Below are 13,051 nucleotides of genomic sequence, written 5' to 3'. Positions count from 1 at the left end.
GCCCGCAATCCCCTTCCTTATATGCCGCGCGTTCGCGAGATCGGCCGTTTCGGCCCCGCGAGCGACTAGTGGCGGGGTAGCTCAGCTGGTTAGAGCACGGGAATCATAATCCTGGGGTCGGGGGTTCGAGTCCCTCCCCCGCTACCACGTGTGACCCACTACTATGGTGGGCCTGCGGAAACAGTTGGCCGCCCACCAGAGCAGCTAGTTTTCCTTTCACTTCGACCTCGAAGCCTTCTCCAGGTCCTTTTGGGTGGACGGTGACGCTGTGCACGAGTGCCCGGAAATCGTCGATCAGAGAACCCCGGTCGTCCTCTGCGCCGACGTGGCTGGCAATCGTCTCGGCAAGCGTATTCACGGTTTGGACGTAGCGGTCCAAGGTCGCCGGATGGAGCGCGACGGGGACGGGCGCTTCCTCGAGTGCGGCCAGTTCAGCCTCGACGCATAACCGCTCTTCCATCAGCTCCGCGATCCGCTGCTTGGCATCATTCTCTGAAATCACGTACTTGATCACGAGATTGATGTTGCGCTGCCGCTCGCCCTCGATTCGGTCTCGTTTAGCCTCCAGTCGTGCGCGCACAGCGATCGCGTCACCGGCAAGCCGCTCTCGTTCCCTGTTGTATTTGCGCACATAGATTTCGATCAGGCGCGGATCCTTCAACTCCTTCGCCATGCCACTGAGCACAAGCCTTTCGACGTCACGCAGGTAGATAATCCTGCGATTTGAACAGCTGCCGCTCTCGCGAACCGCTGAACAGCGAATTCTGGTTTTTCCGGTCTTGTCACGGTCGTGCACCGACATCCCGGATCCGCAACAACCGCAGCGAAGGAGGCCGGAAAGAAGATGCGCCGCTCGTCGCTTCACATGGCTGGCCAAATGGCTCTTCTCGGCCTTCAGAGCATGAGCCTGCTCCCAGACAGACTGTTCGACGATACGTAGTTGAGGTGCCTCGATGCTTTGCCACTCATCACGAGGGTTCGGGCGAGACAGTCGTTTGCCGGTGTCGGGATCCTTCACCATGCGGACCTTGTTCCAGACGATCCGGCCGGCATAGAGCTCGTTGAAGATAAGCCCAGCAGCGCGTTTGGCGTTGCCATTGATCGTCGACCCATTCCATCGCCGCCCCCGCGGTGGGGGAACGTCTTCTCGGTTGAGATCGAGTGCGATTTCCCGGGGCGATCGTCCAGCGGCATATGCAGCGAAGATGCGTCGAATGATCGCAGCTTCGGTTTCGACGACTTCGAGTTCGCCGGGTTTGCCGGGCACCGCTCGATATCCGTAGGCGCGTCCGCCAGCATGTCGACCGTCGCGTATTACGCCCGCCATACCGCGACGGACCTTCTTGGCTCCATCTTCACGCTGCATTTGTCCAACGAGGCCGCGAATCCCAATCAAGATCGAGTCCGCGACGCCGTCATGGACGGCTTGGATTTCAATCCCCTGGAAAGATAACCTTTTGTGGATGCCGGCCAGGTCTTCCATGTCACGAGAAAGACGATCCAACGCTTCCACAATGACAACGGTGAAACGTTGTTGGCGCGCCGCATCCATAAGCTGCATCAAGCCATCGCGGCCGAATACAGAGGCCCCAGAACGAGCCTTATCCTCGAAAGTCGCAACGACGTTGAGTTGATGACGGGCCGCATAGGTCCTACACAGAGCAATCTGATCTTCAGTCGACTTTTCGTTTTGAAGCTCGGTCGAGAACCGAGCATAAACTGCTGCGGGCTTCATCTTGACCACCACCGCTGATGCATTTCTCGCTGGCGGCGTCAATATGAGTTTTCATCAGCCGCTCGGTCTCGAAGAGATGATCGCGCCTCGCATCGGCGATTGCAAGGGCTTCAACAAATTTGACAAAGGCAGGATCTATTTCACGTGGGTCTGCACGCCGAGGTGCATGATGAAAAACTTCCATCGTCTTCGCACGCTTCATAACAGAAAGATGCTGCATGCAGTGTAAGAGGGGAAAATCGATTTCATATCGATCGCAGAATTGGATATGATTGAAAGCAGAACGGATAGACTCGAGAGCGGAGAAATCTGGAGCGGGTTGTTGCTCTCGCAGAGATCAGTTCAGGAATCCATTGCGTTGCTGTGCAGAAAGACCCCGCAACTAGACCATTATGATCACCGGTAGTTTCGTTGTGTTTCTGGTGCAAAACTGGTGCGGTCCGTGGTCATTTGTCGAAGCCGTAGGCGGGCGACACGCGCGCATCAGCGCCGGGTGGCCAGCTCTGCTTGAGTCTGAGCGCGATGTGCTTCGCCGGGCTCATGACCTAGCTGATGTCCTCTGAGGCGGTGTGACCTTAATGTCCGCTTGGCGCGACCGGGTGCAACCTGAATGACGCGGACGTCGATGGTCTGCTCAAGCAGGCTCGGCGAGATCCTGGCGTTACTGTCCTTGCCGCCTTTGCCTTCATCGACGCGGATGATCATTCGTTCGCCTCGCGACAGGGCGAGACCTATCCGCTCCATGATCTCATCTGTGCGGTTCGCCGCATGCTGATCAGCCGGCTCACGGGATGTGCCGCAGGCTTCAAGATAAGCGTCGCTAATACTGTACTTGAATTTCGCTAATTGCTTGATGAATCCATTAATTTCTCCCTTTCGATCTGCTTACTCTGACGGCGCGAATTGAGTTCGCGCAGATCACCCAATAGCAAATCGAAAGCTGCGTCATGAGTCAGATGCGGATCGAGAAAGACAGCCTCGGCCAACGAGAGTTGCCTGCGGACGTGCTCTACGGCATCAATACTGTTCGGGCTTTGGAGAACTTTCCGCTCACTGGCCGCACGATCGCGACGCTTCCCGGATTTGTCGCAGCCATGGCGATGGTCAAGGAAGCAGCGGCGCGGGCCAATCGGGAAATCGGCGCGCTCTCGACGGACCGGGCGGAAGCCATCATCAAGGCTTGCCGGGAAATCCATGCCGGAAAGCACGATGCTCACCTTGTCGTCGACGTCCTCGAAGGGTCGGGTGGCACCTCATGCAACATGAACGTCAACGAGGTGGTCGCAAATTTGGCTGCGAGGCTGGCCGGCAAGCCGGCCGGTGACTACGCGTTCGTCCATCCGAACGAGCACGTCAATCTCGGTCAATCGACCAATGACGTGGTTCCGACGGCCATGAAGCTTGCTGTCTTCCGTGTGCTCGAGGGTGCCTCCCTTGCCTTGATGGGATTGGCCGACGGCTTCTCCGAAAAGAAGAAGGAGCATGCCGAAACACTGAGGCTTGGTCGGACCTGTTTGCAAGACGCTGTGCCAATGCTGCTCGGCCAGACCTTCGGGGGATATCAGGCTGTCATACAACGCCACGCGAAACATTTGGAGGATCTGTGCCGCCGATTGCTGACCGTCCCGCTCGGCGGCACTGCGGTTGGCACGGGACTGAATTCGAGGCCGGGCTACAAACAGGCGGTCTTCCGCCACCTGTCGGTTCTGGTCGGCCACGAGGTGAAACCGACCGCCGATGCGTTCGACGGAATGCAGAACCTCGACACGTGCGCCCGACTGTCAGCCGAGCTGCGAAATTCCGCAAATTCTCTCTGGAAGATCGCCAATGACCTCATTGTGCTCTCGTCGGGTCCAGGCGGCGGCGGTATCGGAGAAATCGCGTTGCCGGCCGTTCAGGTAGGGTCCTCGATCATGCCTGGCAAGGTCAATCCCGTTATCCCCATGGCTGTTTGCCAGGCAGCATTTGCCATCTGCGGGAACGATGCTGCGATCGCAATGGCCTGTCAGCAAGGATTGTTGGAGATCAATCATTACGAACTGCTGATTGCCGATCGCCTGATTGATTCGATCACACTCCTCCAGCGTTCGGCGACGATCTTCCTCGAACGCTGCGTGCGCTCGCTGACTGCAAATGAGGAGCGATCCTGGCAAAATCTGCTGGCGTCGAGCGCACTGGCGACCGCACTGGTGCCCGAGCTCGGGTATGCGCCCGTCGCCAGCACCGTGCGCGCCGCCCTCGATGAGCATCGACCCTTTCTCGATGTCGCCGTCGAACGCGGGCTGCTGCGTCGGGAAGACGTAAGTTCGGCCATGCGCCGCGCTGCCGTTGAACCGCCAGGCGCGTCGGGGTGATGCAAATTCTTTGTAAGAGACAAATCAAAAAATTCTGGAGGAAGCAATGAGTGAGGTCCAAGTGGGAATGGGGATCAGGTTTGAAGATGTTCCCCTGCGACGGTTCCATCTTCGCGCCGGATTTAGCGCCTGTGGCGGACAGTTTGCCGATGGTTTTGAACTCGGCATCATCGGTATCGCTGTTGCGATCGCGGCGACTCCGCTGCAAGTCGGGCTGGCCGTGCTGCAAGCCGCATTGGATCGGCGACGAGCACGTTCCTGCTGCCCATCATCGTCCAGGCTTACGGAATACAGGTTGCCCTCGGAGCCTGGGTAGTCGTCACCCTCCTCGGAGGCGTGATTTGTCAGCTATATGCTCCTGAGACCGGAAAGCTGTCCCTTGGCTCCATCGGCGACGACGAGCCCATGGCACGCGCCTTGCGCTCAAGGTACAGTGAACCGGCCACGCTCGACATCAACGAGCACGCAACGCGGTCGACCTGAAGTCGGCCCGTTTTGCGGATTCGGAGTAGGACCGATGCAAGCCAAGACACGGCATTTCGAGGGGGGCTCGTATTTCGGAGTGAACCTGAGAGACCTTCAGGTCTTTCATGTCCTTGCCGAGGCACGAAGCATGATTGTGGCCGCCGAGCGGATCGGCGTCACGCAATCGGCCGTATCGCAATCGGTTGCGCGGCTCGAAAGCTGGCTCAAGACCGAACTTGTGGATCGCTCGAGCCGCCCCATCCGGATTACCCATTCGGGTGATTTGCTGCGACAAGGCGTGTCCGAAATCCTGGAGAGCGTTCAGCGAACGGTCGAGGAGGTGCGGCTAGGGTCGAAAGGCAATATTCCGATCGTGCGGTTTGGGCTCGTTGACTCCTTCGCAACAACGGCGGGACCGGAGATCGTCAAAGGTCTTAGCGAACGGGTCGACCAGCTTCTCATTTGGTCTGGAATTTCGCCGGTACTCGCGAGCCAATTGCTCGACCGCTCTTTGGACATCATCGTCGCGAGCGATCCGATGGCAGAGCATCCGGAACTGGCCCGCCAGATCTTGTTCCGCGAGGCCCTGGTCGCAGCCGTTCCTCGTCATGCGGCTGGTCGTTTCCGTGAGATCTCGATCGAAGCCATGTGCGCCGAGTTGCCATTCGTACGCTTCACCAAACGGTCACAGCTAGGCAGGATGGTTGAATACTATCTCAGCCAACGCAGGCTGGCTCCACGGAAGAATCTCGAGTTCGACGCCAGCGAGGCCGTCCTGCGCATGGTCTCGAGCGGCATCGGTTGGACCATTACAACGCCGCTCTGTTTACTTCAGTCGCACTTGAAGGCGCTCGATATCGAAGTGCTTCCTCTGCCGCCGCTGTGTTTCCGCCGGATATGCGTTATCTATCGTCCAGGTGAATTGGTGCAGATCACGCAAAAGATCATCGAGCTTTGCCGCGATTGCGTGGAAACCTCGATACTCCCGAGCCTCAAACAACTCGCCCCCTGGCCGGACGTTGTGTCCAACGAGGTGCAGGCAGACGTTTCTCCATCCGCGGTGCGGCCTTCCTAGCAAAAGTCCAACACCAAAATGATCTGCGTCTGTTACTTCGGACGGAGCCTTCCGAGGGTGATGCGGACTAAACAGCCCTCGCCCGACAGGACAAGCTTTCGCGCACGTCGGAGACTTGCGAAACAAATCGACGGTGGATGGGCCGTTCGATGTCAGCGGCGCGAAAGCGCGATAGGGCTGACCATAGTCAGATCGAGTGTGGAGAGGCAATTCGAGGACCGTTGAGCAGCGAGCGGCAAAACGGGGCAGTTCTGGTGCGGTACCCAACCATCAGTAAAACGAAGACTTCGGCGCCCTGAAGGCATCTGTTCAACTCGTCCCAAAAATCTTCTCAAGCTGATTGAGAACGCGCATGTGGTCAGCCGTGCGAAGCGGCGCAGAGGAAAAGTATTGGTTGGTGCTGTAAGGCTCTCCAGCTCGCCGTTCGAATACAAACTCTGGGGGGCGCGGCACGGGCGTTGCGGCCGAATCATAGTGCAACTTGATCCCGCTCATTTGATAGAGCCCGACCGGCTGCCCATAACTCTTCAAAGACTGGCCTATAAGGGCGGCTACAGAGTCGATCTTCTGAAGGTGTTTCTCAAGATCTACGTTAGTCACGACCTCGAGCTGACTGATGAACGCCTTCACGCCGCTTTCCTTGATGGGAATGGCGTGCTCAGTCTTCGCCCATTCGAGAACTTCGCCCATAAATTCATCGCACGCACTGTTGTCAGCTAGCGCCTCGCACAGCATCCCATTCTCGTAGACCTGTAGCTTAGATATGACTAAACCTTTGTAGTATCCTTGCAGAAAGGTCACGCCCTTTGTGAAGTCCAACTCCGCTATGGTGGTCGGGACTTGGACGAACCCGTATTTGTCCTGCAAGCCTCTAATCAACGGGATGGGCGATCGTCGCACCGCTACCGGCTCCGCCGGTTCCGCAAAAAAGCGAATAGCTTGACTTACTAGAACCGCTTTGATCTGCATCTATTTCACACCGATAAGCTGCGAGCGATAACTCTGCGGTGCTTCAGGAGTGGCGCTTTTTTGCGTGCCTCCTAGCGCAGAAGGCGCTGATGTGTTCGAGGACGGGGCCGTGGATGCGATTTGCATGAGAGGGTTGTTGGTGCTCGCCGGCCCGCCAACAGCCGACGATGACGTTTGCCCGGCTACTCGGTGATTTCTCTTGGATTCTGACGGATCGAATATCTTCAGTTCGATGTCGTGGTCTAAGCCCCAAACCATGTCGGCAATGGTTTCGACGGTCATATTGGTCCGACCGGTAAGACGATGGTGCACGGCGGACCGATTGACGCCGAGCTTGTTAGCAAGGCTCGATTGATTGAGCTCGCCCGCTTCATGTTTTTTGGCATAAGCGTCCCGTAGCTGTCCTTCGATCATTCCGGAAAGCTTCAAGAAAATCTGCCGTCTAGGGCTTGGCTGGCGGCGGGAAGATGGCAAGGATATCTCCTAACAACACAGAATCTTCGAGCTTGTGCGTTTTGATGAAGGTCAGCACGTCTTCGCGCTTGGAGTCGTTCAGCGTTGAAATTCTCTTTGTGTCGGTTTCAAGCGCAAAGCCCACCGCCACAAACGCGCGCGCTCGCGGACACCATCCATAAATTCTCGCGCCGGGAACATGGATTTTCCAGACACCTTTTTTGTTGGGCAGCATGCGACGAAGGTCGCCTGCATTCGGTCGCTCAGAGCATCTGAAATCGCACAAGCCTTGCTCGATATGCTCTGCAATCGTCCTTCCACCTATTGTTAGCTTGTCATCATGAAGCGCATCCGTGGAGTCGAACGCGTCCCAGAATTTCGGCGCAACCCATAGTTGATTTACCGTCTGCCTAGGTTCCCAAGCGGGTAAATCATAGAGTTCCGCTATCGTTCCCAGAACATCGTCTATTGTTGCCATATAAGTCAACAACTCTAAACTTCAAATGAAGGCGACCATCAAACTTCTAAAGGTTGTGATGAAATAGCAGCACTACGTCTGGGAGGAAAGCGTCGCGGACCTCGTAGCGAGGACCGCTTTCGGCTGGTCTCGACCCGGCCGCGGGTCGCCGCCGCGCCTTTTCCGCCTACGCCGAGAGCTAAATGGCGCCAATCTTCACGCAGAGCGCATGGGCGACCATGAATATCGGAAGGGCGATGAGGAACCATACGAGGCTGTCTGCATCGCGCTCCGGCGCAAACTCGCGGTTTGCGTCTGTCTCGCGAGCGTAAGGGACTGCTGAGAAAGCTTGGCTAGGACGGGTACGCCTGGCTGCGCGCCGTAATAGCTGTTTGACGGTTGCTTCGCGCTTTAGCGTGATCTCAGCGCGTTCTTCTCGGTCAGGCATCCTACCGCTTCACCTTTAACCCGATCTCGACTAGCCGGCGAATGGCCTCCGGGCGGCCGGGCAGGTCGTTCTCTTGGCGGCGCCAGTCGTCAATCTGCTTTGCCAGGTCGTTCTGAATACGGACCCCCACGAGATCGCCAGTTTCGGTGGCGCGTGTCTTTCGTGCTTTCGTGTTAACATGAGTTGCTTTTATCATGTTTCCATGATAACACGGGAACAGGCCGAGGGAAAGATTGTAGCTTCCGCCTCGGCCCTGACCCAAGTCATACAGGACCGAAATCCAATGACCCAAGCTGATCGCGTGTATAGCACGCCACCCACAAGCTCGTTCGCAATTCCCGGCGACTGCGGCGCTGTTGAATTGTCCTCGCGGTCTCTGATTCCAGCCAGCCAGTCTGCCGCATGCCAGCCGGTCGGCGAGGACAACTGCTGGCTCAGAAGGTGACATCAGCGACAAGGCGAAAACGGCAGCCGTCCTCCTGGCGTTATCGGGTGTTGCGAAGCGTCGTGCGGCGCTTCTTACGGGATTCCGGCAAATTCGCTGCGGAGGCCTGCTGATCTTCCTGAAACTTGAGTGTCGCTCGAACATGTTCGGCGAGCTTCAATGCGCTGTCGGCATTGGATGCGAGGCGAGACAGAAGCTGGGATAACAGTTTAAACTCCTCGCGCGTCAGCATCCCAAACAATGCGTCGTTGACCGGTCGTTGCAGGGCGGCAAGACGGATCAATAGACTCACCCCGTGCTGGGTGAGGGTAAGTTGCACCCGCCGTCCGTCTTCCGGATGGGGGCTCTTCTCGAGGAGGCCGTCGGAAACCAGCTTGTTGATCTCGTTGGTGACGAAGGCACCGCTCAAGTACAGTCGTTCGGCGACCTGGTTCACTCCCATCGGTTCTTCCGCGGTTGAATTCTTGATCGCGATCAGGATCAGATACTGGGTCGGCGATAGGCCGACAAAGCCCGCGAATGTTTCACGGGCGGCTTCCAGGCTGCGGCCGAAGGCGAAATAGTCGTACAGGAGACCTCGAAGCGTACGGTCTCCCTCTTTATCGAGTAGCTCGGGTTTCGACGCCGTCGAGAGCGCATCGGTCACGGTCATTCTCCCCGCAAAATCATAGTCTTGCCAGCTTGCTTAAAAAGCACGCATGGGCGCGCCCAGCAAGTGGGCTTGACATCTCCAAATAGCTTTGTCAAAAAGCTAGCTGAGAATTATAAATCAGGACCGGGCGACGAGGCGGGTGTCCATGGAGGATCGTGCATTTAGGCGTGCGCTCGGAGAATTCGCCACCGGTGTTGCGGTGGTGACCGCGCGCGGCAAGGGCGAAGAGCTTATCGGCGTGACCATGAGTTCGTTCAACTCGGTCTCGCTCGACCCGCCGCTGGTCCTGTTCAGCGTCGACCGCAAGGCACGTAGCCTGCCCGCGATGCTCGAAGCCAGGGGCTTCGCCGTCAACATCCTGGCGCGCGACCAGGAGCAGATCTCCAACCAGTTCGCGCGCGCTCTCTCCAACAAGTGGGATCAGGTCAAGACGTCAGTCGGTCACGCCGAGGCACCGCTGATATCGGGGGCTTTGGCCCATTTCGAATGCGCGCCGTTCGGAAACTACGATGGCGGCGATCATGTGATCTTTGTGGTCCGCGTCGTCCGTCACGCTGCGCGTAGCGAGCCGGCCCCGCCATTGATCTTCTTTCGCGGTCGTTACCGCGACCTCGTCGACGAAACCGAGCGCGAGCCGACCTGGCCGCTTCCCATTCACTACTAGCTTCGAACCGGAGAAACCGCGATGCGTAGCGCAAAGGAATATTTGTCAGGCCTGAAGGACGGCCGGACCATCTACATCAACGGCGCCTCGGTGGGCGATGTTACGACCCACCATGCCTTCCGCAATCTCGCCGGCTCCATGGCGGGCTTGTTCGACTTTGCGAGCGCGCCGGAGAACGCGGATCTGATGACGTTCGATACGGGCGCCGGCCGCGCCAACCGCATCTGGCAGCTTCCGGCCTCCTATGCCGAGCTCGTGACGCGGCGAAAGGCGCTCGAGGCATGGGCGTCGCTGCATGCCGGATTCATGGGCCGCGCCCCGGATCACGTGGCATCCTGCATTTCCGGACTCTACATGGGGCTCGACGTCTTCAAGGACTATGATCCGGCCCGCGCCGGCGCGCTCGAGAGCTACTACCGCTACGCCCGCGACAAGGACCTTTATCTCACCTACGTCATCATCAATCCGCAGGCCGATCGTTCGAAGGGGGCGGCCGAGCAGGCGGATCCGTTCCTCACCGCCGGTGTCGTCGACCGCGATGCCGAAGGCATCACGATCCGCGGCGCCAAGATGCTCGCCACCGGCGGTGTGGTGGCCGACGAGGTCTTCGTCACGACCATCCAGCCGATGCGCCCGGGCGAAGAGCGCTATGCGATGTCCTTCGCGATCCCGATGAAGACGAAGGGTCTCAAGATGCTGTCGCGAAAGTCCTACGAGGACGCCGCCGGCGCGGTGTTCGACAATCCCTTGTCGAGCCGTTTCGACGAGAACGACTCGGTTCTCTACTTCGACGACGTGAAAGTGCCTTGGGATCGCGTCTTCATCGAGGGCAACGTCGAGATGTGCCAGAAGCAGTTTCACGCCACGCCCTGCCACGTCTATCAGAACTACCAGGCGATGGTTCGTCTCAGCGTGAAGCTCAAGTTCCTGACTGGCCTTGCGCATCGGACCGCCGAAATGAACGGCGTTACTCAATTCCCGCAGGTTCGCGAGATGCTCGGTCAGCTCGCAGCAGAGACCGGCATGGTCGATGCGCTGGTGGCGGCGATGGAGGCGAAGGGCACGCAGGTCGGCCCCTATTTCATCCCGGACCGGCACACGCTCTATTCCGCGCAGGTGCTGACGCAGCAGCTCTATGCCCACGTCATCAATACGCTGCGCGAACTCGCCGGCGGCGGCATGATCATGCTGCCTTCGTCGGTCGCCGACTTCGGCAACCCCGAGATCGCAGCGTTCATCGGCAAGACCCAGCAGTCTCCGAAGGCCAATTCGCATGACCGAGTGAAGTTCTACAAGCTCGCCTGGGATGCCGTCGGCTCCGAGTTCGGGTCTCGCCACCAGCAATACGAGATGTTCTACGCCGGTGCGACCTTCGTCACCAAGGGCCATTCCTATCGCACCTATGACTGGGCCGGCGCGGACCGCCTTGTCCAGACCATGCTCGATTCCTACGACCTCAACGGCGTCTCGACCGCCAGCAAAGCCGCCTGAACCAAGGGAGACAAAGCATGCCTGTCAACAAGAAGCACGACGAATTCTACACGCTCGACATGGCCAGCGGCTGGGAAGTGCCGGCGGGCTATCCGGCCGGCATCCAGCAGAAAATCATCGCGGGAGGACTGGACGAGGAGAACCGGCGCGGGACGCGGACCCGGCTGCTCCGCTTCGCGCCCGGCGTCCACACGACCGCGCCATTTTCGCACGAGTATTGGGAAGAGGTCTATCTCGTCTCAGGTGACCTCATCGTCGGCAACGATGCGAACGGCGAGGGTGGCAAGAGCTTTCCGCCGAATACCTATGCCTGCCGGCCGCCGCACGCACCGCACGGGCCTTTCAAGTCCGTGAAGGGCTGCCTGCTTCTGGAGATGCACTATTTCGATCCGGTGTGACGCCGGATCGTTGCTCCACAACTTCATTTGACTGCCTAGGGGAAGAGAAATCATGGCGTTCAAAGGTATTTCCATCGTCGTTGCGCGTTGCCTGTCGTCACTCGAACTGCTCTTCGGACTCCATCGCGGGTTGTCGCAGGCCAATCTCCGATTGGTGGCCGACGGTCTCGCCGGCGCTCTCGCCATCGGTGTCGCGGCCGCCACTCCCGCCGCTGCACAGGAAAAGCCGGGCTCGTTGGGGCTGGGCATCTTCACGTTTACGTCCGGTCCCGCCGCAGCCTACGGCATGCCCGGCAAGAATGCCGCGGACCTCATCATCGAGGAAATCAACGCAAAGGGCGGCATTGAAGGCGTGCCGGTCAGGGCGACTTACGTCGACGAAGCACAGGGTGCACAAGGCGTGATCGCGGAATATCGCCGGTTGGCGGCAGACGCGCAGAACCAGGTGATGGTCGCCGCCTTGTCCAGCGCGAATTGCCTCGCGCTCGCACCGCTCGCCGAGCAGCTCGAAGTGCCAACCGTGGGCTGGAACTGCGATACCCATCAGTTGCTGATCGACGGCAAGAGAAAATACGTCTTCCGTCCCAACGGCAACACGGTGCCCGAATTCATCGCCTATGCGATCTACCTGCTGGATCGCAAGCCGGATGTGAAAACGGTTGCGATCATCAATCCGGACTATGCATTCGGTCACGACGCTGCGAAAATCTTCACCGCGGCGCTCAAGGCCCTGAAACCGGACGTCGAGATCGTCGCTGAACTCTATCCGAAGCTCGGCTCGCCCAACTACCAGACTGAGATCTCGCGCCTCGCCACCGCGCGGCCGGATGTCGTATTCTCCAATCTCTGGGGCGCCGACCTCGAGAACTTCGTTCGTCAGGCCGCGCCGCGTGGAATCTTTACCTCCAGCCAGGTGATCCTCGCGCTGGGCGAGACGGTGCTCCAGCGTGTGCCGCTTCCCGACGGCGTCATCGTCGGGGTTCTGGGCGACGGCTGGTGGATGTCGCCGGACGCCAAGGCCAATCCAGAAACGGCGAAGTTTGCCGAAAGATACAAGGCGCGCTTCGGCGAGTACCCGGTGTTCCCGTCCATCAAGATGGCCAACACGCTGATCTACGTGAAAGCCGCCTACAAGGCCGCGATGCAGAAGAACGGCGGAAAATGGCCGACGCGCGCCGAGCTCGCGGATGCCATGAAGGGCAGCAAGGTCGCGACCCTGACCGGCACCGCACAGACGCGCGCCGACAATGACGGCCTTGTCGACCAGATCGTCGGCGTCACGGTGAAAACATCGGGGCAGCAGTTTCCCGTGATCGGCGACATGGTTCGCTACAAGGGCGAAAGCCTGATGCCGCAGGCCGGTCAGGATCCGTTCGCCTGGATTTCGACGCTCAAGCCCGAGTTCGCGAAGAGCCTGCCGAAGCCGGGAAGCTACAAATAGGCCG

General features: G+C 58.9%; 13 protein-coding genes and 1 tRNA gene. 7 read left to right on the top strand and 7 right to left on the bottom strand.

What is annotated here, in order from left to right; genetic code table 11:
- The first annotated feature begins 70 nt into the window (after positions 1 to 70).
- A tRNA-Met gene (locus AXW67_RS02935) sits at positions 71 to 147 on the top strand.
- Here the strand turns inward: AXW67_RS02935 and AXW67_RS40115 are convergent.
- From AXW67_RS40115 to AXW67_RS41545, 3 genes are all read right to left on the bottom strand, one after another.
- Positions 104 to 1,735 (bottom strand): recombinase family protein, encoded by a 1,632-nt coding sequence (locus tag AXW67_RS40115; RefSeq protein WP_082907737.1) that lies wholly within the window; start codon positions 1,733 to 1,735, stop codon positions 104 to 106. The two genes, AXW67_RS02935 and AXW67_RS40115, sit on opposite strands and share 44 nt — an antisense overlap.
- Positions 1,674 to 1,937: a hypothetical protein gene (locus AXW67_RS41550; protein WP_136623894.1), complete on the bottom strand. Its 264-nt coding sequence runs from the start codon at positions 1,935 to 1,937 to the stop codon at positions 1,674 to 1,676. Before AXW67_RS41550 ends, AXW67_RS40115 begins: the two co-directional genes overlap by 62 nt.
- A gap of 281 nt (positions 1,938 to 2,218) precedes the next feature.
- Positions 2,219 to 2,440 carry a hypothetical protein gene (locus tag AXW67_RS41545; RefSeq protein WP_145927382.1) on the bottom strand — a complete coding sequence of 74 codons (222 nt, stop codon included), beginning with the start codon at positions 2,438 to 2,440 and terminating at the stop codon, positions 2,219 to 2,221.
- 242 nt (positions 2,441 to 2,682) lie between these two features.
- Here AXW67_RS41545 and AXW67_RS02910 point away from each other — a divergent pair, with 242 nt between their 5' ends.
- Positions 2,683 to 4,089 carry an aspartate ammonia-lyase gene (locus tag AXW67_RS02910; RefSeq protein ID WP_063676456.1) on the top strand — a complete coding sequence of 469 codons (1,407 nt, stop codon included), beginning with the start codon at positions 2,683 to 2,685 and terminating at the stop codon, positions 4,087 to 4,089.
- Positions 4,090 to 4,606: 517 nt separating this feature from the next.
- Complete coding sequence (locus AXW67_RS02905) at positions 4,607 to 5,629, top strand: LysR family transcriptional regulator (protein WP_063676454.1); 1,023 nt, start codon at positions 4,607 to 4,609, stop codon at positions 5,627 to 5,629.
- Between the two features lie 309 nt (positions 5,630 to 5,938).
- Here the strand turns inward: AXW67_RS02905 and AXW67_RS02900 are convergent, their stop codons facing one another.
- The 4 genes from AXW67_RS02900 to AXW67_RS02890 all read right to left on the bottom strand — a co-directional run bounded on the left by AXW67_RS02900 (position 5,939) and on the right by AXW67_RS02890 (position 9,053).
- Positions 5,939 to 6,598: a hypothetical protein gene (locus AXW67_RS02900; RefSeq protein WP_063676452.1), complete on the bottom strand. Its 660-nt coding sequence runs from the start codon at positions 6,596 to 6,598 to the stop codon at positions 5,939 to 5,941.
- Positions 6,599 to 7,027 carry a helix-turn-helix domain-containing protein gene (locus AXW67_RS41540; protein WP_136623896.1) on the bottom strand — a complete coding sequence of 143 codons (429 nt, stop codon included), beginning with the start codon at positions 7,025 to 7,027 and terminating at the stop codon, positions 6,599 to 6,601.
- A gap of 13 nt (positions 7,028 to 7,040) precedes the next feature.
- Complete coding sequence (locus tag AXW67_RS41535) at positions 7,041 to 7,529, bottom strand: hypothetical protein (RefSeq protein ID WP_145927381.1); 489 nt, start codon at positions 7,527 to 7,529, stop codon at positions 7,041 to 7,043.
- Positions 7,530 to 8,441: 912 nt separating this feature from the next.
- Entirely contained in the window at positions 8,442 to 9,053 is a 612-nt protein-coding gene (locus tag AXW67_RS02890; protein ID WP_063676448.1) for a MarR family winged helix-turn-helix transcriptional regulator, read from the bottom strand.
- A gap of 145 nt (positions 9,054 to 9,198) precedes the next feature.
- Here AXW67_RS02890 and AXW67_RS02885 point away from each other — a divergent pair, with 145 nt between their 5' ends.
- From AXW67_RS02885 to AXW67_RS02870, 4 genes are read left to right on the top strand one after another with little or no spacing between them, the layout of a single operon-like run.
- Positions 9,199 to 9,717, top strand: a complete 519-nt coding sequence (locus tag AXW67_RS02885) for a flavin reductase family protein (RefSeq protein WP_063676446.1) — start codon at positions 9,199 to 9,201, stop codon at positions 9,715 to 9,717.
- A gap of 21 nt (positions 9,718 to 9,738) precedes the next feature.
- Positions 9,739 to 11,208 (top strand): 4-hydroxyphenylacetate 3-hydroxylase family protein, encoded by a 1,470-nt coding sequence (locus AXW67_RS02880; protein WP_063676444.1) that lies wholly within the window; start codon positions 9,739 to 9,741, stop codon positions 11,206 to 11,208.
- Between the two features lie 17 nt (positions 11,209 to 11,225).
- Positions 11,226 to 11,606, top strand: a complete 381-nt coding sequence (locus AXW67_RS02875; protein ID WP_063676442.1) for a hypothetical protein — start codon at positions 11,226 to 11,228, stop codon at positions 11,604 to 11,606.
- Positions 11,607 to 11,658: 52 nt separating this feature from the next.
- Positions 11,659 to 13,047, top strand: a complete 1,389-nt coding sequence (locus AXW67_RS02870) for an ABC transporter substrate-binding protein (RefSeq protein WP_245315392.1) — start codon at positions 11,659 to 11,661, stop codon at positions 13,045 to 13,047.
- Positions 13,048 to 13,051: the final 4 nt, after the last annotated feature.

Source organism: Bradyrhizobium neotropicale (genome assembly GCF_001641695.1).
Taxonomy (GTDB): domain Bacteria; phylum Pseudomonadota; class Alphaproteobacteria; order Rhizobiales; family Xanthobacteraceae; genus Bradyrhizobium; species Bradyrhizobium neotropicale.
This window is presented reverse-complemented; position numbering and strand designations above follow the sequence as displayed.